This is a genomic window from Roseimicrobium gellanilyticum, assembly GCF_003315205.1.
In the GTDB taxonomy this organism is placed as follows: domain Bacteria; phylum Verrucomicrobiota; class Verrucomicrobiia; order Verrucomicrobiales; family Verrucomicrobiaceae; genus Roseimicrobium; species Roseimicrobium gellanilyticum.
This window is the reverse complement of sequence record NZ_QNRR01000013.1, coordinates 142174-162953: the sequence shown is the minus strand read 5'-3', so window position 1 is coordinate 162953 and position 20780 is coordinate 142174. Positions and strand designations below refer to the sequence as shown.

The window sequence follows — 20780 nt, the reverse complement described above, 5'->3', positions numbered from 1 at the left end:
CCGAAGTACACGGAAATCCCCCCAACACGCCCCGAGACGAGACGCGTGGATGCGGGGTGAAACGCGGGAACTCACCCAAAGTCGCAAAAAAATTCGCGATTTTTTCAGATTCCTGATTTGGGGTCGAAATCCCGGACTAGCCGAGCTGGCGGCAGGCCTTGATGGTGTTCGCCATGAGCAGGGCGATGGTCATGGGACCCACCCCGCCGGGGACTGGGGTGATGGCCCGGCACTTGGGTGCCACGGCGTCAAAATCCACGTCACCCACGATTTTGTAGCCCTTTTCCGTGCCGGGGGCTTCCACGCGATTGATTCCCACGTCGATGACCACGGCGCCTTCCTTCACCATGTCCGCCTTCACAAAGAGGGGGCGACCGATGGCGGCGATGAGGATGTCGGCGGTACGGGTGAGTTCCGCGAGATTCTTCGTGCGGGAATGCGCCACGGTCACGGTGGCATTGCCGCCGTTGGAATTCTTCGCCATGAGCAGGAGCGCCACCGGCTTGCCCACAATCATGCTGCGGCCCAGCACCACCACATGGGCGCCGTCTGTGGCGACGCCGGCGTCCTGCAGCAGGCGGATGCAGCCTGCGGGGGTGCAGGGCACGAAACCGGTGGGGTCTTCCAGTGTGAGCTTGGCCACATTCTCTGGATGAAAGCCGTCCACGTCCTTGCGCGGATCGATGGCACGCACGATGGCGCTTTCATCGATGTGCCTCGGCGGCGGGCTCTGCACCAGGATGCCGTGGATGGACGGGTCTGCGTTCAGCTGGGCCACGAGTGCGAGCAGTTCCTCCTGCGTGGTGTTCTCGGGCAGTTCATGCTTCACGGAGTGCAGGCCCAGGTCTTTGCACTTCTTGTCCTTGCTGCGCACATAGGCGCGGGACGCGGGATCATCGCCCACCAGCACCACGGCCAGCCCGGGCTTCTTTCCCAGCTTGGCGAGTTCGGCGATTTCACGCTGGCATTCTTCCAGCACGGTGGCTGCGACTTTGGCTCCCTGAATCAACTGCATGAGTTTCGGTAGCCGAGGGCTGGCTCCCATGCAAGCCTCGGGGCAGGAGGGGGTGCCTGTGTCGTTTTGCCCATTGACCACGAGAGCCAGAACTGGCTGAGTTGTCGGCACTGGGAACGCACATGAAATCGTACGATGTCATCGTCGCTGGAGTGGGGGCCATGGGCAGCGCCACGCTGTATCATCTGGCAAAACAGGGGCTGCGTGTCGCGGGTATCGACCCGCATCCTCCGGGACACGCGTTTGGGAGTTCGCATGGTGAGACGCGCATCATCCGCAAGGCCTATTTCCTCGACGGGAACTACCTGCCTCTGTTGGAGCGCAGCTATGAGCTGTGGCGTGAGCTGGAGGCGGAGTCAGGCAAAGAGCTGATGAAGATCTGTGGACTGCTGTGCATCGGGGAATCGGAGAGTGAATTCATCGCCAAGCTCGAAGAGGCCTCGTGGGAGGCGGGGCTTGCGTTGGATTGCATCACTGCGGCAGAAGCGCGCGAACTTCATCCGGCGATGCAGGTGCCGGAGGACCTGGTGATCTACCACGATCGTGATGGTGGATACCTCTCACCGGAGAATTGCGTGAGCACCCATGCCGAACGCGCCTGTGCTCATGGCGCCGCTCTGTTTGCAGGCGAACCCTTGCTGGAGTGGAGCGCGGATGGAGATGGCGTGCGTGTGCGCACGGCGAATCGTACGCTCACCGCGAGCAAGCTTATCCTCACCACCGGTGCCTGGGCGATGCCGGAGTTTGCGAAGCTTGGCATCCCGCTGCGCGTGCGCCGCAAGGTGATGTTCTGGCATCGCATTTCAGAGCCGGAACGATTCCGCAGCACGCCGGTCTGGATATGGGCCCGGCAAGATCACGCGTTCTATGGGTTTCCCACGCTGGATGGCGCAACCATGAAGAGCGCGGAAGATAGTGGTGGTGAATATCTGGAGCATCCAGACGCGCGTGACTTCAGTATCCGCCGGGACGATGATGAGGCGCTTACTCCGTTTCTGCACACGGCATTCCCTGCCCTGGTTCATGAAGTGGACCGTGCGAAGACCTGTCTCTACACGGATGCTGAAGACAGGAATTTCATCGTCGCATTCCATCCCGAGCATCCGCAGGTGCTGCTGGCGTCTTGTTGCTCGGGGCACGGATTCAAGCTTTCCTCAGCGATGGGTGAGGTGCTGGCGAGGACAGTGCAGAATGGCATGCTTCCGCCCGAAGCGACGTTTTTTGGGATGCGGTATTGGAGAAGTATGTGAGGTCAGCTACCGGCGGATATTGCTCCCGCCTAAATGAACGCCAGTGCCAGGACTCCAAACCAGATGGGCTACTCTCCCAGCAACGGCAGCAATGCCTTCAGCATCGGATGCCCCTGATATACGGTCTTCAGTCGCTCCACCGCCACGGGAATGTGCTGCTCGAAGTGCGGCTTGTTCAGGTTGCGGCTGAGATTGGCATACGCACCGAGAGCCTGCATGAGACGCTGCGCGGCGCACAAAAGATAAGTCTCATGCATCGCTGAGAGATCGCGCCCGGTATGTGAGGCGTACCACGCCAGCAGCTCATCACGCTCTTCATCCGAAAGCGTCACATACGGATCCAGGAGCAGTGAGGCAAGGTCATACTCCGCAAGACCGGGGCGCACACCTTGATAGTCGATGAGCCAGGCGGAGCCTTCACGAATGAGCACGTTCTGGCTCTGGAAATCACGATGTACGAGCCCGCGTGGCAGTGAGGCAAGATGGCAGCGCAGGGATTGGAGGGCCTCGCGCGCCTTTGCAAACTCAGGCGTGCTCGTGTCCCTTCCGGAGAATCCCTTCACGAAGTGCGTGAGGAAGTAGTTCTGCTCCCACTCATACAGCGCTTCGTCGAAGCACAGTTCCATCTCGGCGATGTCTTCCGTGCTGAGCGCTGCCGCATCCACGCTATGCAGATGTGCTACTTCTGTGAGGGTCGCCTGGTAGAGGGGGCGCCGTGTTTCCCACGGTTCCTCGCGATAGGCGTGCAGATCGACATTGCCGAGATCCTCCACCCACACGCACATGGCCTCCGCATCATGGGCGAAGATGCGCGGCACCTGCACACCCAATCCGGCAAGACGGTAGGTGGCGGGAACGAAGCGGGGATTGTCCGGACGCGCCATGGTGTACACCATGAGGATCACGCCGGCTTCCGTGGAGCTCTCAAAGCCCAAACGATAGAAGCGCCGATCCGAGCCCCCCTTCACAATCGCCTCCAACGCCATGGCACGGGGCCAGTCTGGAAGGGCCTTGCGGGTAAGCTGAAGCAGTTCGGAGTCGTCGGGCATGGGCGGGGCGGAAGGGCGGAGTCTTGGATGCCCCGGCCCGGATTGCAAGCCATCCCTACACATCTTTCCCGTTGAGCACTCCTTCAGCCGTCATGCCACTGCGCACAATGCAACGGTTCAGGAACGCCAGGTTCGCGACCTTGGCTCCGGGCCAGAGGATGCAATCCCTCAGGGTGGCATTCACACCCACCACTGCACCATCGGAGATCACATTCACGCCCTTCAGCGAGGCCGAATGATGCACCTCAGCCTTGGGCGAGACAAAGCTGACATTGGCTGGCGCGAGTCCATCAGCCAGGTACTTGAGCTGGCCGTTCTCCACGCCGCCCCAGAGGGCTGCGTGCGCATCCAGGTAGCTCTCGCGATCTCCCAGATCCCACCACTGGCCTTCATCTGCCACCACCGCGCCAATGCGTTCACCGCGTTTGATGCACTCCAGCCATACCGGGATGACGGATTCGATCTTCCCCGGTGTAAGGCGATTCAGAAATTCCGGGCTCACGGCGTAGATGCCCGTGAACTGATGCGTGCCCATGTCTCCGGTGCCCAGTTTGCCTCGGATATCAGTCACTGTCCCCGACGAGGCGTCAAAGGCGATGTGCTTCGAGGGTCCGCTCGAGCGCAGCACCAGCGTCACCAGGTTCTTCCCCTTCGCGTGCTCCTCAAGCAACGGCTGCAGGGGCAGGTCCGTGAGGATGTCACCGTTGTACACAAGGAAAGATTCATTGCGCACGAGGTCCGCGATGTTGGCGATGCCTCCTGCAGTCTCCAGCAGTACCGGCTCGTGACGGAAGGTGATGGGGGCGCCATGATATTCACCGGTGGGAAACGCTTCTGCGTAGCATTCGGGGAGATGATGCGTATTCACAATGAACTCGCGCACTCCAGCTCTCAGCAAATGCTCAAACGCACAGGTGATCAGCGGCTTGTGAAACACAGGGATCAGCGGCTTGGGAAGCTGATCCGTGAGAGGTCGCAGCCTCGTGCCAAGTCCCGCGCCCAAAACAAAAGCCTTGTTCATGGGTTCGATTTACGTTCTCATGGCACGCTTGCAAATGAGATGCGAGTTTGCCCGCATACTGCTCATGACCGCCAGGCATTGTGTACCGCATGAATCCCCATGATCGCAGCATCCTCGCCGCGCAGGGATACCTTGAGCTCGGCATGTACCAGGAAGTGTGGCGCGAGCTGAACTCGCTCCCTGCGGAAATGCTCTCGCGTGGCGACGTGATGGAGATTTTTGTCCTCAGTCTCATGGGGGAAAAGCGCTGGGAGGATGCCCTGGCTCTCGCCCGCCGTCTCCGTGAGAAGCAACCCACCGAGCCTGGCGGCTTCATCCATGAAGCCTACTGCCTGCATGAGCTGGGTCGCACCAAGGAAGCTCTGGACCTCCTGGTGAACGGCCCGCCCTCGCTGCAGGAGCGCGCGGTCTTCTTTTACAATGTCGGGTGCTATCACGCGAGACTTGGTGATTTCACCAATGCGCTCGTGATGCTGGAGCGATCCTTCGAGATGGATGCCGCCCTGAAAAAGTCCGCGCGTCGCGACCCGGATCTGGTGGATGTGAAGGACCTGCTGTAGAGCAGGTCATGGCATCCACGGATATCGGGAATCTCAAGCAGGCGCTGACGGACGCTTTTGAAGCAAACTTCTGCGAGCGCGGTGAGATCGGCGCCTCCGTATCGGTCTTCATTGAGGGCGAGGAAGTGGTCCACTTGTCCCAAGGGCACACAACGCGCGAGCGGACCCAGCCATGGACCGAGGATAGCATGGTGCCGGTGTGGAGTGCCACGAAAGGACCGGCTGCCGTGATCTGCCTTGTGGCCATGGAGGAGGCAGGCATTTCCCTGGAATCGCGAGTCTGTGAAATCTGGCCGGAGTTCGCTGGGGGAGGGAAGCAGGACGTCACCCTGCGTCAGTTGCTCTCCCACACAGCGGGCCTGAGCGTGTTGGATGAAGCGGTGCCGATGAACGACTACGCTTTGGTGATTGCCGCGATTGAGAAACAGGCACCTCTGTTTCCTCCCGGCACACAGCAGGGGTATCATGCGCGAACGTTTGGCTTTCTGCTGGATGAAATCGTCCGTCGACTCACGGGAGCCAGCTCGCTGGGTGCTCACTTTCACGAGCGTTTCAGGGACCCCATGGGCATCGACTTCTGGATTGGGCTTCCACAGGAGTTGATGTCGCGCGTGGCCACGCTCTATCCGGGGAAGTTGCGGCCGGAGCTGGGGAAGGAGCCTTTTTTTCAGGCCTTCAATGCACGCGGGTCGGTCACATCACGCACCTTTGCATCACCGGCCGGGCTGAGCGCGGTGCAGGAGATGAACCGGTATGAATCACTCGCGCCGGGTTATGCCAGCATGGGTGGCGTGGGGTCCGCTCGTGGATTGGCCAGTTTCTACGCGATGCTGGCCCAAGGCGGGGAGTGGCGCGGCAGGCGGTATGTGAGCGAAACGGTGCTGTCATGGCTGGAGACCACCATTTCCCAGCAGGAGGATGCCGTGCTGCACGCCCCCATCGCCTTCGCCGCAGGCGTGATGAAGGATGCGGTGGATGCGAGTGGAGAAAAACTCCGCAACATCTATGGCTCAGGCGTTCGCGCGTTTGGTCATCCCGGCGCCGGCGGTAGCCTCGCCTTTGCAGACCCGGGGCGGAAGCTCTCATTTGCCTATGTGATGAACCAGATGGAACTCGGAGCGCTGCCGGGTGAGAGGACGCTATCGCTGGTGCGAGCGTTGGGGTGAAGTGGGATCTCAAGTGCTTGTAAGCACCAAGGGGACACTCTTGTCCCCTCAGAAAGGTGGCAAGCTCTCTGTCTTGGAAAGCTCACCGCGCTCTACTTGAACCTTGAAGTCCATGGCACACAAAAAAGCGGCGCAGGAACCCTGTGCCGCTTTTGAAGATTGTTCGTTTCAGGAAGCAGGAAAAACCAGCTCCGGGGTGGGATTACCAGCCGCCGTCGTCGCCGCCGAAGCCGCCATCGCGCTTGCCGCGATCCCAGCTGCCGCGCTTGTCCTTGTCGCGATAGCCACCGCCACCGCCACCGCCGCCGCCCTTGTAACCACCACCGCCGCCGCCACCGCCTTTGTAGCCGCCGCCACCACCACCGCCACCGCCGCCGCCTTTGTAACCGCCGCCGCCGCCACCGCCACCGCCAGGACGGGGAGTGTAGGGACGCTCTTCACGGGGACGGGCTTCCACCACCTTGAGGGGGCGACCGCCGAGGTCTGCGTTGTTCAGGCCATTGATTGCCGCACGGGCTTCTTCATCATTGGGCATTTCGACGAAGGCAAAACCACGGGAACGCCCGGTTTCGCGATCGAGGATAATCCGCGCATGCGAGACGGCACCATACCGCTCAAAAGTTTCGCGCAGTTCGTTGTCGGTCAGGTTGTAGCTGAGGTTACTGACGTAGAGGTTCATCTGGTTTATCTTTCACTAAAGCCGCCATGGTTTGCACAGAGTGAATCGATTCCATGGCGTAAAACCAGATACACTAACCTGCCAGCCCCCTGACGGAAAGCGGCGCGCATATGTCGCCTTCCCGAAATGGAAGTCAACAATTTTGCATTCCGCTGCCTGTAATGACGAAGCATTGGCAAAAGTTTTAGCCCCAGACGGAAAGCAACGCTTCGTTTCTGTAATGAGTAGAATGCATTCCTTCGCCGTATCAGTGTGGCATGCATGGCTCATCGCAGTCGGCCGCGTCCATGGTCGTCTTTTTGGACGAGGGAGCAGATCCTGGAATTGAGGATCAATACAAGAGCGAGACGATTTCACTGTCCGTCATTGCGGACGCATCCTGCTGGGCCAGCATCACGCTCAGGTGATCCAGACTCTCCAGCTCTGAGGCCACCACAGCTTCCACAGGCACATCCGCAGTAGAGACTGCTTCCACTGCTTCACTGGAGGTAGCTGACTTGGAAGCTGCCACATCAGTACGGTTGCCCGCAGACGTGTCGGTCTGTTTCCAGACCACCAGCGACAAGGTTAGGACGGCAGCAGTGGCCAAAACACCATGGTTGAGCTTCTTGAAGGCACTTTCCTCCTCCAGCCACGCACGGCAGCGCTCCCAGAAACCCATCCTCTGGGGTTCCTGCCGGACGGCGCGCAACACGTTCTGTGTGAAGTTGGGACGAGGCTCCGCCACCCGGCTTTTGCCGAGGAGCTTGTGAAGCGGATCGTCTTTCGAGAAGGGTTCCATGACTGCCCAATTTAACTCACCTGCCGGGCCTTTGTTGCAGGAAATTTGCCACCTGCCCCCGGCATTTCACCTCAGGCCTGGGTTTCGCTCTCCAGAGCCCGGATTTCATCCCGCAGCTTGGCAGCATCCTCGAAGCGTTCTTCCGCGACTGCCCGCTCGATTTGAGCCTTGAGGTCGGCCATGCGTTTCTTGGGGCTCACAGGCTTGGGTGCAGGAGGCGGTGGTGCCGTGGCCACGGGGGCTGGTCTGCCGATTTCCTCCCTCGCCGGCGCAGATGAGGAGAAGGCGGGCTGCTTGCCTGGCACCTTGCCCACGTGCCGGGTGCCCTTGTGCATGGCGCGCAGCATGTTTTCCAGATCGTCGGCAAAGGTGTGGTAGCACTCGGGGCAGCCCATGCGGCCAATCTTCTTGAGGTGGGCACGGGTGAAGCCACAGGCCGGGCAGGCCAGGGTATCATCTTCCACGGCGGCAGCGCGACTCTTCTTCTGCTGACCAGTGCCCAGCAGGAAGTCCGCGAGCTGGAAGCCCGCAGGATCGGTGACACCCTTCTCCTTCGAGCATTTCTCGCAGAGATTTGCCTTGGTCATCTTCCCATCCACGATCTGGGTCAGGAAGACGGTGGCTTCGTTGTCACACATGTCACATTTCATGGAAGGAGGCGCGTAGGAGGATGAGAGTGACAGAAAGGAACGCAGCAGGACGGCACGTGTATCGCACGAGGCGGCTTACGTTGTCCTACTACTAGATGCTAACGCATCACCCATCAAACTGGATACGTCACCGGAGTGCCGGTGGAGTTTACCAGCGCCTTAAACTTCGCCACGAGCTTCTGCGTGAGCGGGCCCGGCTTGCCATCGCCGATGAGACGGCGGTCGAGCGCCACGGCGGCGATGACCTCAGCGGCAGTACCGGTGAGGAAGCACTCATCCGCGGTGAAGATGTCATGACGGGTCATGTTCACCTCGTGGATGCGCACACCCATTTCCGTGAGCAGGTCCATGGCGGCGCGGCGGGTGATGCCATCAAGGCCACCGGCGGAGATGGGCGGGGTGAAGACTTCACCGCGCTTCACGAGGAAGAGATTGTCGCCCGTGCACTCGGCCACATAGCCCTGTTCATTGAGCATCACGCCTTCTTCGCCGCCACCTTGGATGGCCTCGATCTTGGCCATCACGTTGTTCAGGTAGTTGAGCGATTTCACCTGCGGGCTGAGTGCAGCCACCGTGGGGCGGCGCGTGGCGCAGGTCACCATGGTGAGACCGCAATCATACTTCTCCTGCGGATACAGGGAGATGCTGCTGGCGATGACAAACACGCTCGCCTTTGGGCACTGGTAAGGGTTCAGCCCCAGGGGACCCACACCACGGGTGATCACCAGGCGGATGTAGCCGTCGCGCAGGCCGTTGGCGGCGATGGTATCCAGCGTGGCCTTTTCCATCTCCTCAAAGGTGAGGGGCACGTTCAGCAGGATGGACTTGGAGGACTCGTACAGACGGTTGAGGTGCTCCGTCAGGCGGAACACACGGCCATTGTAAAAGCGGATGCCTTCAAAGACCCCATCGCCATAAAGCAGACCGTGATCGAACACACTGATCTTCGCCTCCGTTTCCGGAACGAGGTTGCCATCGAGGTAGATGAGAAGGGGCTTGGCCATGGGAGGGGCGAAGGATGCCTGAAGTAGCCAGAAGTGCAAGCCCGGTGTGGCCTGTCATACCGGTGAATCTGGGGGACTGTTTCTCATTTGCCCGGCTCTTGACCCCACCGACCATTTCCCTCTGGCGCGAGGTCGGCGGTTTTCTGCACGAAACCACTCAGGACTTCCCCAGATCGATGCCCCCCTCCAGCTGTCCCTGCTTGATCACCAGCTTCCGGTCGCCGCGTTCGGCGAGGGTGGCGTCATGGGTCACTACCACGAGAGTCTTCTTGGATTCACTCACGATTTCGAAAAGGAGATCCATGATCTGCTTTCCCGTCGCGGCATCCAGGTTTCCCGTCGGTTCGTCGGCCAGAAGGATGGGGGGATCATTGATCAGGGAGCGGGCCAGGGCCACGCGCTGCTGCTCGCCGCCGGAGAGCTCTGTGGGGAGGTGATCCAGACGCTGGCCCAGACCCACGCGCCCCAGCAGCTCCTTCGCCCGCGATTCGGTGGGCTTGCCCTTGATGAGGGAGGGGAGCATCACATTCTCCAAGGCGGTGAGCTCCGGGAGCAGGTGGTAGTTCTGGAAGACGAAGCCGAGGCCGGTGTTTCGCATCTGGGCCCGCTTGTTCTTGCTGGCGGCATACATGGGCTGGCCGGACATGTAGACATCCCCCTCAGTAGGCCTCTCCAGCCCACCGAGGATGTACAGCAGTGTCGTCTTGCCCGAGCCAGACGCGCCGCAGAGGAAGACCTTTTCGCCTGGCTCGACCCGGAGCGAGATGCCCTTGAGCACATGCAGTTCATGCCCCGCCAGATGGTAGCGGCGGTGCACGTCTTTCACTTCGAGCGCGGGGGTATCAGGCATCGCTGCCCACCGTGGCGGTGACTGCCACGACTGCAAGCGCGAGGTTTCTGATTCCGGCCCACAGTAACCATGTTCTCACGCACCACGTCATCCCCGTTGAACATTGACTCCCTGACTTCCGACCTGTTCGCGTCCATGCTTCCGCCTTCCCACCTGCTCCTCATCACGGCGCTCACCATTTTTTTGGCCACCCCGTGTTTCTCCCAGTCCGCCGTGCTCTGGCGACCGCAGGAGCCTCAACGCGGATCCACCTGGCAGGAGGACGTCAGCATGGAAGTCGCTGGGATGAAGATCAGTGTGGGCTCCGGGAATCAAGCCATTGATGGTGGCGGATACTTCAGCTTTCACGAGATCGTGGAGCGGAAGCACACCGGCGTGGGCAGGCAGGAGGCCCGGATGCAGGAGAGCACCCTGCAGGGCACGCTCGCCTTTCTCGGGCAGACAGCAGATCAAATGCAGGGCGGTGTGCTGCTAGGCAAGAAGATGCTCGGGAAGAAGGAACAAGATGCGTGGAAGTTCGAGTTCAAGGACGTGAAGCCTTCGCAGGAGGAACAGAAGGCACTCGATGCCTTCGCCGGTCGCACCGGTCTGCTCGCCCTCTGGCCTTACCTTTATGGCACCCAGGCCCGGAAAAAGGGTGAGACGTGGAAGGCGGACACCACCTTTCTCACCAAGGGAAATGGGAAGACGGCGTCGCCCTTGACCATCGACCTGAACTTCACCTTCGTGGACGTAGAGGAAAAGGCTGGCTCCCGCTGCGCCCGGCTTGGAGTGACCGGTTTCTTCAAAATCGCCCCCAGCGAGAAAAATCCCGCCACCATCACGCTGGATGTGCAGGGGGACATCTGGCGCGAACCTCGCGACATGGTCGATGTGGAAATGAACCTGCAAGGCACGCTCAAGGTCTCCGGCGCGAAAGCCAATGACCCGAAGCTGCCCCCGGGCACAGCGCTGGAATTGAGCGCTCCGTTTACGCTGAAGCGGACCGTGAAGCCGGTGAAGTAGCAGCGCCGAAGTATTCAGTAGGTCAGTAAACAGTAAGTCAGTAATCAGAGGGAAGCTTCTGAATACTGATTACTGAACACTGTTTACTGGATACCCGGATTTCACTCTTCCTTGTGAAATCACCCGCCCCTGCTTCGTTGGGTCATCATGTCTGCCACTTCCCCCGACATTGCTCCGGTCTCTGTAGCTTCCGGCCAGAAGCGTTTCGCCGTTGCCCAGCTCGATGACATTCCGCCAACGCCATGTCCCTGCGGCCAGGCGCGCCGGGCCTTCAAGGAACCCTGGAATACCCTCGCCAGTGTGCACCTCACGGACATCTCCGTGGACAGCAAGCTCCACTACCACAAGAAGATGACGGAGATCTACATCGTGCTGGAGGGCGAAGGCTATCTGGAAGCGGATGGCGAACGCATCCCGCTCAAGCCGATGACCAGCATCATGATCCGCCCCGGCTGCGTGCACCGCGCCGTGGGAAACCTCCGCATCATCAATGTGCCCATGCCGCCGTTTGACCCGGCGGATGAGTTTGAGGTATAAAATGGCGCGGATACCATGCGCAGAAGAGATGGATCGTTCTCTGAATCATCCACCTTTGGGTGGCTTGTAGCGAGTTGTGTCGCTACGCTTGGGACGGTGGCGGCGATAGCCATGTCATACACCGCAGACAGCATGGTGTGGTCCAAGCTGCCTTACTCGTTCTGGGGGATGGTCGAGATAGTGTCCCTATATGGAGCGCCGGTGACCTTGGTGTTCAGCTGCATTTCTATGCACAAAGTCGAACGGCAGGTCAGGGCTCGCGTTCCGAGGGCGATTTTCTTCACCTTGAACGTCGTTGGAATGATGGTTGGCATTGCACCTCTTTTTCTGATTTCCTCTCGCTAAGCCAAGTGTGTCTGGCTCTTCGCCCGCCCCCTATGATCATGAATGTCCGACTCTTCTATTTGCTGGCTGCTTCACTTGTTGGCGGGGTGCTTTCCGCCCAATCGGAGCCTCCAAAATCGGTTGCACCAGTTCCGGCTTCTCCATCGGCCCCCGCTCCTGCCAAGAAAAAATCCTCCGGCATGCCCGAAGCCTTCCGTGAGCTGGCCATCGGCGATGTCGCCCCGCCCTTCTCGTTGTCGGGCATCGATGACAAGACGCACACGCTGGATAGCTACAAGGACGCGCAGATTCTGGTCATCGCCTTCATCTCAAATCACTGCCCAGAATCGCAAGCCATCGAAGGACGCCTGAAAAAGCTGGTGGAGCAGACCAAGGACAAGGGGGTGACTTTTGTGGCGGTGAATCCAAATAACCCGGTGGGTCTGCGTCCGGATGAGCTGGGCTATTCCAAATACAACGACAGCTTCCCCGAGATGAAGCTGCACGCGAAGGAGCAGGGCTTCAACTTCCCCTACCTCTACGACGGCGAGACCCAGGCGATGGCCATGGCGTACGGCTGCCTCGCGACTCCCCACATCTTCATCTTCGATGGCAAGCGGAAGCTGGCCTACAAGGGTGAGTTCGATGACTCGCGCTTCGTCGATGAAGGTTCCGTGAAGACGCCGAGTGCGCAGAATGCCATTGAAGCTTTGTTGGCAGGCAAGCCCGTCCCGGTGGCGGAGACGCGTCCCCATGGCTGCTCCACCAAGTGGCTCACCAAAAAATCCGCCGTCGCCGTGGATGACGAGAAATGGGCCAAGGCCACCGTGGACGTGGAACTCATCGATGCTGATGGCGTCGCCGCCCTGCGCAAGAACGGCACCAAGAAAGTCCGCCTCTTCAATGTCTGGGCCACGTGGTGCGCGCCGTGTGTGGAGGAGTTTCCCGAGCTGGCCAAGACCGCCCGCAAGTTCGGCCTGCGTGACTTTGAGATGATCACCATCAGCATGGACCGCCCTCAGCTGAAGGATCAGGTGAAGACCTTCCTGGAGAAGTATCAGGCCGCCATGCCGGACAAAATCAAAGCCTCCCTCAAGGCGGAGAACCGCACCACCAACAGCTACATCTACACCGGCCCCAGCCCGGACGCCCTCGTGAAAGCCCTCGATCCCGAGTGGCCCGGCCCGCTGCCCCACACCGTCCTCGTCGCCCCGGACGGAAGCGTCATCTGGCGCCACAGCGGGCTGATCGACGGCGAAGAACTCCGCGCGGAAATCCTCAAGTACATGGGCCGCTACTACAAGCCGTAGTGACGTTGAGAGTCGGTCGGCATGTTCACGTGTGTGGGCATGTTGACCAGACCGAGTTAGCCGCAAAAAGACGCAAAAAACTCAAAAGGGATCGGTGCTGGGTACTGCTACCTCAAGTGGTGCAGCGCCACCCAAGAGGCCATCCCTCTTGTGTTTTTTGCGTCTTTTTTGCGGCTAAAAATCAGTGGGATTTCCGTCCCTGAGGTGAAATCACCTCAAGGCTTCAGCACCACCTTGAGCAGCCCATTTCCCGGCTGCACGCCCTTGTGGAACCACTGGGCGCCTTCGCTCAGGGGGGCCACGATGCTGAGCAGGGGCTCGACCTGGATGCTGCCATCCTGGATGCGCTCAATGGCTTCCGGATACTCACCGGCGCTGGAGCAGGAGCCGCGCAGGGTGATCTGGCGGGTGACGACTTCCTGCAGGGGGAAGGGGGTATTCGGCTGGAGGTTGCCCACCAGCACCACGGTGCCACCCTTGCGCACGCTGCGGATGGCCAAGTCCAGAGGCTGGGCTGCGCCCACCACTTCGAAGCTGGCATCGAGACCATCGCCACCGCCGAGTTCCTTCAGCTTGGCGGCAAGGTTCTCCTCCTTGGCATTGAAGACTTCCTCCGCACCCAGCTTCTTCGCCAGGGCGAGACGGGAGTCATCAAGGTCCACTGCATACACGCGGGACCAGCCGCGCGCCTTCAGCGCCTGTAGTACCAGGAGGCCAATCAAGCCAGCGCCCACGACCACGGCGCATTCCTGCCGGGTGGTGGTGGCCATGGCGCCCTGGTTGGGCTTCGGCGCCAGGTTCACCGCGTGCAGCGCGATGCTCACCGGCTCAGCGAAGGCCGCCTTTTCATAGCTGAGGGCGTCCGGGATGCTGAAAAGGATGTGCTGGGGCAGCACCACCTGCTCGGCAAAGCAGCCGTGGCGGCGGTAGTCGCCGCAGGACACGCCGAGCACGCGGCGGTTTTTGCAGAGATTCACGAAGCCCGCCTTGCAGTCGGGGCACTCGCCGCAGTATTCCGTGGAGTCGAAGGTCACGCGGTCGCCCACCTTCCAGTCGCTCACGCCTTCACCCACGGCGCTGATTTCGCCAGCGGCTTCGTGGCCCATGATGATGGGGGGGATGCGGCGGCCGCTGCGTCCATCCATGCCATGCAGGTCGCTGCCGCAGATGCCACAGGCCTTCACATCCACCAGCACCTGTCCGGCGGCAGGCTGGGGAGCCGGGGCGTCGCCAAATTCAAACTCGGAGGGGGCAGTGAGGGTGAGCGCTTTCATGGAAGGGGAGAGGGAAAGAATGTCAGCTTCGGACGATCCGTGGCGGGGTCAAGCGGAAGGCGAGGCTTCCGAAAGCACCCAATTGTAAAAACATTTCCCTACTGCGTTTCTTGCTGTCACTGCCGGATGCAGTACTACATCCACTCGGAAGACTTTATATGTTCCGACATCTGGCTTTGTTGATGCCGCGCAACTGGGGACGGCTTTCCCGCGCGGTCTTTGGAGATTTCAAGTACCAGCCTCCCGGGTGGCTCGTGTCCACCAGCGGAAGTGTCCTTGATAGCATGCGCCGGGGCCCCGGCGTTTGGGCATCGATCATTGTAGCGACGGGTGTGACGATCGCGGGTGGATACGGGTGGTACCATTGGGTGGAGAAATACAAATCGCGACCCACGCCACTGGTGGAGATTCGGGAAATCACCAGCAAGCTCGTGGCTCCGGGCGTCACGCCCATCGTGAAGAACAAACCGGTCGTGCAGCCCGTGGTGCTGGACTTCTCCAGCTCCATCGCCCCTCTGGAATCCGTGGGCAAAGCCGCCACCAAGGGCGTGACCATGAAGCCTGCCATGCCCGGCGAGTGGAAATGGGTGACGGACAAGAAACTCGTCTTCCAGACTTCGCAGGACTACTGGCCCGCTGCTAACGAGTACACTGTGTCCTTTGACAAGGAAACCCTGCCTCCTGCCACAAAGCTCAAGGAGGCACAGTGGAAATTCACCACCCCGCCGCTCGTGGCCAAGGTGACGAGCAGTGAGTTTTACACGGACCCGAAGGACCCTTCGGTGCACCAGATCACGGTGAACCTGAACTTCAGCCACCCGGTGACGAAGGATGAGGTGGAGAAACACATCACTCTCGACGTGCTGGGGAAGACGCCCATCTTCAACTACGGGGGCAAGACCCCCGATACCTTCTTCACCGTGACGGAAGGGGCGCATCAGCGGGAGTACTATGTGCGCACGACGCGCATTGCGGTTCCGGAGAAGGAAGACTTTGTGAACGTGACCCTCACGAAAGGGCTCGCCAATACCCAAGGCGGAGCAGTGACCGAAACGGGTGTCACCACGAAGGTGCGTGTGCCCGACGTGACCACCGGTTTCTTCATCAAGGAAGTACGCACCGACATCGTGCGCACGGAAGAGGGTGAGCCCGAGCAGTTCCTCTTCCTGGAAACGACCGGCTATGTCACAGGGGAAGAACTGGAGAAACATGTCTCCGTCTGGCTCTTGCCCAAGGACAAAGCCGCCAGCCCGGCGGGTCCTGCGGTGGAAGACTATGACTGGCCGAACACGGGTGAGATCACCCCGGCGGTCATCAGCGCCTCGAAGCCCATCCCGCTGAAGCGCGTGGAGGCAGAGAAGGATGAAGACGCTCCCATGGCCGCGATGCACGCCTTCAAGATGCAGCCGCCCGGAGTGGGGCGTCTCTTTGTACGCATCACCAATGGTGTGCAGGCCCTCGGCGGCTTCCGCCTGGGCAAGGAACACCTCGCTCTGGATGATGTGCCGGAGCTTCCCAAGGAAGTGGAAATCCAGGGTGCCGGTGGCGTGCTGGCCCTGAACGGGGAAAAGAAGCTGAGCCTGAAATACCGTGGTGTGCAGCACCTGCGCATCACACTCGCTCGCGTGCCCTTCAGCCAGATCAATCACCTCGCCCGGCTCACGGGTGGTGACTTCGAGTCGCCCTACTGGAAAACGGACTTCGATGAGTACAACATCTCCCGCGTGCACCGCGAAGTGCGCGACGTGGTGATGCCGAATGAATACCAGGCGAACTACAGCACCTTTGACTTCACCAACGCACTGAACTCCCAGGACACCAATGATCCGGATGCCTCGCGCGGTCTCTTCTTCCTGACCGTGGAAGGCGTGCGCGAGCGCAACGAAGATGAGCAGCAGAACGAAGAAGGCGAGGATGTGGGCACGGACTCCGAGGAAGCCGAGGCCAAGTGGGTGCGCGTGGGTGAGAATGTGGCGGCGAGTCGCTTCATCCTCGTGACCGATCTTGGCATTCTGCAAAAGCGGAATGCGGATGCCTCGCGTGAGATCTTCGTGCAGAGCCTGATGAAGGGTGAACCCGCGGCGGAGGTGAAGATCATCACGCTGGCGAAGAATGGCGAGTTCCTGCATGAAACTACCACGGATGCGCAGGGTCACGCCAGCGTGCCGAACGTGGAGCACTTCCGTCGTGAGAAGCTGCCCGTGTGTGTCATCGCCCGCTCGGGGAATGATGTGGCCTTCTTGCCCTTCCATCGGCCGGATCGTCTGCTGGATTTCTCGCGCTTCGATATCGAAGGTGTTCTCGCCTCAGAAAAGGAAGCGCTGGATGGCTTTCTCTTCACCGAACGTGGCGTCTATCGCCCGGGTGACAAGGTACACGTGGGCGGCATTGCCAAGCGCCGCGACTGGGCTGGCCAGCTGGATGGGTTGCCCCTCGTACTGGAGGTGCGTGACTCGAAAGAGGAACTGCTCGATACCCAGCAGATAGCCCTCAGTGAAGACGGTTTCTTTGATACAGAAGTGGAGACCGCAGAAGAGTCGCCGACTGGCACCTACACCGCGCGACTCTACTTGCTGCCGAACCCGGACGATGAGGGGAATCGCATCCTGCTAAGCCGGACAGGCTTCCGCGTGGAGGACTTCCAGCCGGACCGCATGAAGCTGGGCGTCACCCTGAGCACGCCTCCGGGACTCGCCTGGGTGCAGCCGGGTGATGTGAAGGCCACCATCAATCTACAGACACTCTTCGGCATGCCCGCCGCGAAGCGTCGCGTGACGGCCAAGCTCACGCTGGATCCCGCGAACTTCTCCTTCCCGAAATTTCCCGACTTCACCTTCCACAATCGCTTGAAGGATGAAGACGAGGAGGAGCAGGACAACGAATCCGCCGCTGCAGGCACGGAGGTGCAACTCGGCGAGCAGACCACGGATGACAATGGCAACGCCGTCTTCAACCTGGCTCTGGAGCGCTTCAGCGACGGTGTCTTCAGCGCGGAGTTTTTCACGGAAGGGTTCGAGCCGGATGGGGGGCGCAGCGTGCGTGGCGCGCAGACCTTCCTGGTGGCGCCGCTGCCGTATGTGGTCGGCTGGAAGGCAGATGGCGACCTTTCCTACATAGGATTGGATACACCACGCAGCCTGAAGATGATCGCAGTGGGGCCGGACCAGAGCCTGCTGGCCGTGCCCGGCCTGACGCAGCACATCCTGCACATCAAGCATGTGTCCGTGCTCACCAAGCAGGAGAACGGCAACTACGCCTACGTCTCCACGAAGCGGGAGCAGTCCATCAGCGAAGGCGCTCTGCCGCTGGCCGCCGATGGTGCGAGCTTCACCCTGCCGACGAACAAGGCGGGTGAGTACCGCTTCGAGCTGCGCGATGGCGAAGGGAACGTGGTGTGCGCCACCGCCTTTACCGTGGTAGGCAAGGGTGACGCCGAGCGCAGCCTGGAACGTGACGCCGAGCTGGAAATGAAGCTGGCGCGTACGAGCCTGCAGAGCGGTCAGCCGCTGGAGTTCAGCCTGCGTGCGCCATTCACGGGAGCTGGTCTGGCAACCATTGAGCGTGACCGTGTGCTCGGCTGGCAGTGGATCAAGCAGGGCACGCCCAGCGCAACCCACAGCATCATGGTGCCGGAAGGCCTGGAGGGCACCGGTTACGTGAACGTCTCCTTCGTGCGTGCCTTGGATTCACCGGAGGTCTTCACCAGTCCTTTGAGCTATGCCGTGCAGCCTTTCGCTGTGGATGAGAACAAGCGTCGCATGCTCGTGGAACTGGATGCACCGCAGCGCGTGAAGCCCGGCACCACCATGACCATCGGTTTCAAGACGACCAAACCGGGACGCATCGTGGTGTATGCCGTGGATGAAGGCATCCACCAGGTGACTAACTACAAGCTGCCGGATCCACTGAAGCACTTCATGCGCAAGCGCGCGCTCGAAGTGGAGAGCGAGCAGATCCTCGATCTCATCTTGCCGGAATTCAGCCAGCTCATGAAGCAGAAGGCCTTCGGCGGTAGTGAAGACGTGGCGCTGAAGATGCACCTCAATCCCTTCAAGCGTCGCAAGGAAGCGCCCGTCGTCTTCTGGAGTGGCCTTGTAGAGTGCGGCCCGGACCGCCAGGAAGTGACCTATGATGTGCCCGACTACTTTGCTGGCAGCCTGAAGATCATGGCTGTAGCCGTGTCGGAGGACATCGTGGGCACCGCCCAGGCTCAGGCCACGGTGAAAGGACCGTTCGTGCTCACGCCGAATGCGCCCTTCTTCGCCGCCCCGGGAGATGAATTCACCGCAAGCCTCACCGTGGCGAACAACCTGGAAGGTCCGTCCGCACCGGGAACCATCGCCTTGAAGGTTGAGGGCACCGAGCATCTCGTAGTGCTGCCTCCGCTGGAGAGCAATCTGGAAGTGGGTCCTGGTAAGGAAGCCACGGCGCGCTTCAAGGTGCGCGTGAAGGGGGAACTGGGTGGCGCTGAGCTCACCTTTCACGCCAGTGCCGGTGGGGAAGAGGCGAAGCGATCCACAACACTGAGCGTGCGCCCCGCGACGCCGTACATGACGCATGTGCAGAGCGGTTACTTCCGGCTTGGGAAGCAGGACATCGCGGTGAACCGTGACATGTTCCCCGAGTTCCGAAAGACCTCGGCCACGGTGAGCACGGCGCCACTCGGCCTGGCACGCGGCCTGGAGTCCTACCTGCGCGAGTATCCCTACGGCTGTTCGGAGCAGATCACCAGTCGCGCCATGTCGCGTCTGCTGCTCGCAGATGAAGTCGACTTCGGCTTCGACAAGGCCGAGGCGAACGAGCAACTCGATGCTGCCTTCATGCTCTTGCGTACGCGACAGCACGGCAACGGTGGCTTCGGCTACTGGGACGGCTTCTGCGATGCCAAACCGGACTTCCTGAGTGTGTACGTCACCGAGTTTCTCACCGAAGCCCGCGATGCCGGCTATGCCGTGCCGAGCGACATCCTCGATGCCGCACGCAATCGCATGAAGCAGATGGCCCGCGCCAAGACAGCGAACCTCGAAGAAGCGAACTTCCAGGCGGCGGCGATCTACCTGCTCACGCGCAACGGCGAAGTCACCACGAACCAGGTGCTCAATCTCCGTGACACGCTGGAGAAGGAGTACAAGGACAAGTGGGAGGGCACCTTGAGCGCCGCCTACCTTGCCAGCACCTACATGTTGCTGAAGCAGGAGAAAGAAGGCCGCACGCTCATGGACCTGTATCGTCGCAAGTCTGATCCCAAGCCGTTCTTCGAACGCTGGCTCGGTGGCTGGTGGAGTGATCCGCAGGTCCGCAATGCTCAGGCCTTTGCATTGATGTGCCGCCATTTCCCGAACATCGCGGGTGATTTCGGTTACAAGGATCTCGCCGTCATCACGGAGCCAATCGCGAAGCATCGCTTCAATACCATCAGCAGCGCCACCAGCATCATGGCCCTCAAGGCCTACACCGCATTGGCGAAGAAGTCCGATGTGAAACTGAGCATCACCGAAGTGGCCCGCGCCGCCGGTGTGGAGCCGAAGCTGTTGGTGCCACCCAGTGCGGGCATCTTGAATGTGCCCTTTGGCGCCAATGCCGGCACGATTCGGTTCAACCTGGATCAGGGCAACTCAGACCTCGGCGCCTTCTACCAAGTGGTGGAAGCAGGGTTCGAGAAGGGGGATGCCAAGGACAAGATCACAGACGGCTTCGAAGTCTTCCGTGAGCTTATGGATAAAGATGGCAAGCCGATTGAAAAGCTGAAGGTCGGTCAGAGCGCCACCGTGAAACTGGTAATCCGAAACATCAGTCCCGAAGACCAGACAAACGTGGCCCTGCTGGATCTGCTCCCCGGCAGTTTCGAAGTGGAGCAGGGCACCCTGCGCCCCGGCCGCAACACCATGCCCGGTGCCGATTTCGTAGAGGTCCGCGAAGACCGAAACGTCTTCTTCACCAACGTGCGCAAAGGCGACGTCCAGGTCTTCACCTACCGCATCAAACCCATCGCCGCCGGCACTTTTGTGATACCGCCAGTGTATGCCGAGTCGATGTACGACCAGAATTTCAAGGGTCGTGCCCTCGGAGGGAAGCTGGTGGTGGAGGCGGCGCAGTAGTTTGGAAAGTACAAATGAGCGTCGATTCATTCATCTCGTGCCTTCCGAGAACTCGTCTCCCTCGCAGTGAGAACTCGAGCTCAGCGTGCGTATTCATGATAGGCACGCAAGCTTACCGAAGCTCGCTGTCTGAAAGACAGCAGGAGCCTAGCCCAGGGTTAGGGAGCCTAAGCGACCGACACCCTGGGTATGCGGTGGAAAGCATGG

The 20780-nt window shown here is 60.5% G+C and carries 16 protein-coding genes; 7 read left to right on the top strand and 9 right to left on the bottom strand.

Translation table 11 applies throughout. From position 1 onward, the window contains the following. Positions 1-136 precede the first annotated feature (136 nt). Positions 137-1015 carry a bifunctional methylenetetrahydrofolate dehydrogenase/methenyltetrahydrofolate cyclohydrolase FolD gene (gene folD / locus DES53_RS26965; protein WP_113961440.1) on the bottom strand — a complete coding sequence of 293 codons (879 nt, stop codon included), beginning with the start codon at positions 1013-1015 and terminating at the stop codon, positions 137-139. Between the two features lie 122 nt (positions 1016-1137). Here folD and solA point away from each other — a divergent pair, with 122 nt between their 5' ends. Continuing rightward, the gene (gene solA / locus DES53_RS26960; protein ID WP_147263644.1) at positions 1138-2265 is read left to right on the top strand and encodes an N-methyl-L-tryptophan oxidase; all 1128 of its coding nucleotides are present in this window, start codon (positions 1138-1140) and stop codon (positions 2263-2265) included. A gap of 68 nt (positions 2266-2333) precedes the next feature. Here solA and DES53_RS26955 read toward each other — a convergent pair whose 3' ends face one another. Continuing rightward, a complete protein-coding gene (locus DES53_RS26955) occupies positions 2334-3314 on the bottom strand; it encodes an aminoglycoside phosphotransferase family protein (RefSeq protein WP_170157441.1) in 981 nt (326 codons plus the stop codon). Between the two features lie 55 nt (positions 3315-3369). After that, on the bottom strand, positions 3370-4335 hold the full coding sequence (locus DES53_RS26950; protein ID WP_113961437.1) for a sugar phosphate nucleotidyltransferase: 966 nt from the start codon (positions 4333-4335) through the stop codon (positions 3370-3372). An 89-nt stretch (positions 4336-4424) separates the two neighbouring features. Between DES53_RS26950 and DES53_RS26945 the strand changes: the two genes are divergently transcribed. Both DES53_RS26945 and DES53_RS26940 read left to right on the top strand, forming a co-directional pair. Then, a complete protein-coding gene (locus DES53_RS26945) occupies positions 4425-4895 on the top strand; it encodes a TPR end-of-group domain-containing protein (protein WP_147263643.1) in 471 nt (156 codons plus the stop codon). 8 nt (positions 4896-4903) lie between these two features. After that, positions 4904-6061: a serine hydrolase domain-containing protein gene (locus tag DES53_RS26940; protein ID WP_113961435.1), complete on the top strand. Its 1158-nt coding sequence runs from the start codon at positions 4904-4906 to the stop codon at positions 6059-6061. A 202-nt stretch (positions 6062-6263) separates the two neighbouring features. Here DES53_RS26940 and DES53_RS26935 read toward each other — a convergent pair whose 3' ends face one another. The 5 genes from DES53_RS26935 to DES53_RS26915 all read right to left on the bottom strand — a co-directional run bounded on the left by DES53_RS26935 (position 6264) and on the right by DES53_RS26915 (position 10025). Next, a complete protein-coding gene (locus DES53_RS26935; protein ID WP_113961434.1) occupies positions 6264-6740 on the bottom strand; it encodes an RNA recognition motif domain-containing protein in 477 nt (158 codons plus the stop codon). Between the two features lie 331 nt (positions 6741-7071). Further along, positions 7072-7521: a hypothetical protein gene (locus tag DES53_RS26930; RefSeq protein WP_113961433.1), complete on the bottom strand. Its 450-nt coding sequence runs from the start codon at positions 7519-7521 to the stop codon at positions 7072-7074. A gap of 71 nt (positions 7522-7592) precedes the next feature. Further along, positions 7593-8171, bottom strand: a complete 579-nt coding sequence (locus DES53_RS26925) for a UvrB/UvrC motif-containing protein (RefSeq protein ID WP_113961432.1) — start codon at positions 8169-8171, stop codon at positions 7593-7595. 113 nt (positions 8172-8284) lie between these two features. After that, positions 8285-9175: a branched-chain-amino-acid transaminase gene (gene ilvE / locus DES53_RS26920; protein ID WP_113961431.1), complete on the bottom strand. Its 891-nt coding sequence runs from the start codon at positions 9173-9175 to the stop codon at positions 8285-8287. A 157-nt stretch (positions 9176-9332) separates the two neighbouring features. Next, positions 9333-10025, bottom strand: coding sequence for an ABC transporter ATP-binding protein (locus DES53_RS26915; RefSeq protein ID WP_113961430.1), 693 nt, complete (start codon positions 10023-10025; stop codon positions 9333-9335). Positions 10026-10160: 135 nt separating this feature from the next. Between DES53_RS26915 and DES53_RS26910 the strand changes: the two genes are divergently transcribed. The 3 genes from DES53_RS26910 to DES53_RS26895 all read left to right on the top strand — a co-directional run bounded on the left by DES53_RS26910 (position 10161) and on the right by DES53_RS26895 (position 13201). Then, complete coding sequence (locus DES53_RS26910) at positions 10161-11030, top strand: hypothetical protein (RefSeq protein WP_147263642.1); 870 nt, start codon at positions 10161-10163, stop codon at positions 11028-11030. Between the two features lie 147 nt (positions 11031-11177). Continuing rightward, a complete protein-coding gene (locus tag DES53_RS26905; protein ID WP_113961428.1) occupies positions 11178-11567 on the top strand; it encodes a cupin domain-containing protein in 390 nt (129 codons plus the stop codon). A gap of 524 nt (positions 11568-12091) precedes the next feature. Continuing rightward, positions 12092-13201, top strand: a complete 1110-nt coding sequence (locus tag DES53_RS26895; RefSeq protein ID WP_170157440.1) for a redoxin domain-containing protein — start codon at positions 12092-12094, stop codon at positions 13199-13201. A gap of 215 nt (positions 13202-13416) precedes the next feature. On the opposite strand, the gene DES53_RS26890 is transcribed toward DES53_RS26895, so the two are convergent. After that, positions 13417-14475, bottom strand: a complete 1059-nt coding sequence (locus DES53_RS26890; protein WP_113961426.1) for a zinc-dependent alcohol dehydrogenase — start codon at positions 14473-14475, stop codon at positions 13417-13419. A 158-nt stretch (positions 14476-14633) separates the two neighbouring features. Here DES53_RS26890 and DES53_RS26885 point away from each other — a divergent pair, with 158 nt between their 5' ends. Next, entirely contained in the window at positions 14634-20573 is a 5940-nt protein-coding gene (locus DES53_RS26885; RefSeq protein ID WP_113961425.1) for an alpha-2-macroglobulin, read from the top strand. Positions 20574-20780 lie beyond the last annotated feature (207 nt).

Coding starts and splice junctions, on each gene's coding strand:
- folD (WP_113961440.1), bottom strand. CDS start 1,015: ATGCAGTTGATTCAGGGAGCCAAAGTCGCAGCCACCGTGCTGGAAGAA.
- solA (WP_147263644.1), top strand. CDS start 1,138: ATGAAATCGTACGATGTCATCGTCGCTGGAGTGGGGGCCATGGGCAGC.
- DES53_RS26955 (WP_170157441.1), bottom strand. CDS start 3,314: ATGCCCGACGACTCCGAACTGCTTCAGCTTACCCGCAAGGCCCTTCCA.
- DES53_RS26950 (WP_113961437.1), bottom strand. CDS start 4,335: ATGAACAAGGCTTTTGTTTTGGGCGCGGGACTTGGCACGAGGCTGCGA.
- DES53_RS26945 (WP_147263643.1), top strand. CDS start 4,425: ATGAATCCCCATGATCGCAGCATCCTCGCCGCGCAGGGATACCTTGAG.
- DES53_RS26940 (WP_113961435.1), top strand. CDS start 4,904: ATGGCATCCACGGATATCGGGAATCTCAAGCAGGCGCTGACGGACGCT.
- DES53_RS26935 (WP_113961434.1), bottom strand. CDS start 6,740: ATGAACCTCTACGTCAGTAACCTCAGCTACAACCTGACCGACAACGAA.
- DES53_RS26930 (WP_113961433.1), bottom strand. CDS start 7,521: ATGGAACCCTTCTCGAAAGACGATCCGCTTCACAAGCTCCTCGGCAAA.
- DES53_RS26925 (WP_113961432.1), bottom strand. CDS start 8,171: ATGAAATGTGACATGTGTGACAACGAAGCCACCGTCTTCCTGACCCAG.
- ilvE (WP_113961431.1), bottom strand. CDS start 9,175: ATGGCCAAGCCCCTTCTCATCTACCTCGATGGCAACCTCGTTCCGGAA.
- DES53_RS26915 (WP_113961430.1), bottom strand. CDS start 10,025: ATGCCTGATACCCCCGCGCTCGAAGTGAAAGACGTGCACCGCCGCTAC.
- DES53_RS26910 (WP_147263642.1), top strand. CDS start 10,161: ATGCTTCCGCCTTCCCACCTGCTCCTCATCACGGCGCTCACCATTTTT.
- DES53_RS26905 (WP_113961428.1), top strand. CDS start 11,178: ATGTCTGCCACTTCCCCCGACATTGCTCCGGTCTCTGTAGCTTCCGGC.
- DES53_RS26895 (WP_170157440.1), top strand. CDS start 12,092: ATGCCCGAAGCCTTCCGTGAGCTGGCCATCGGCGATGTCGCCCCGCCC.
- DES53_RS26890 (WP_113961426.1), bottom strand. CDS start 14,475: ATGAAAGCGCTCACCCTCACTGCCCCCTCCGAGTTTGAATTTGGCGAC.
- DES53_RS26885 (WP_113961425.1), top strand. CDS start 14,634: ATGTTCCGACATCTGGCTTTGTTGATGCCGCGCAACTGGGGACGGCTT.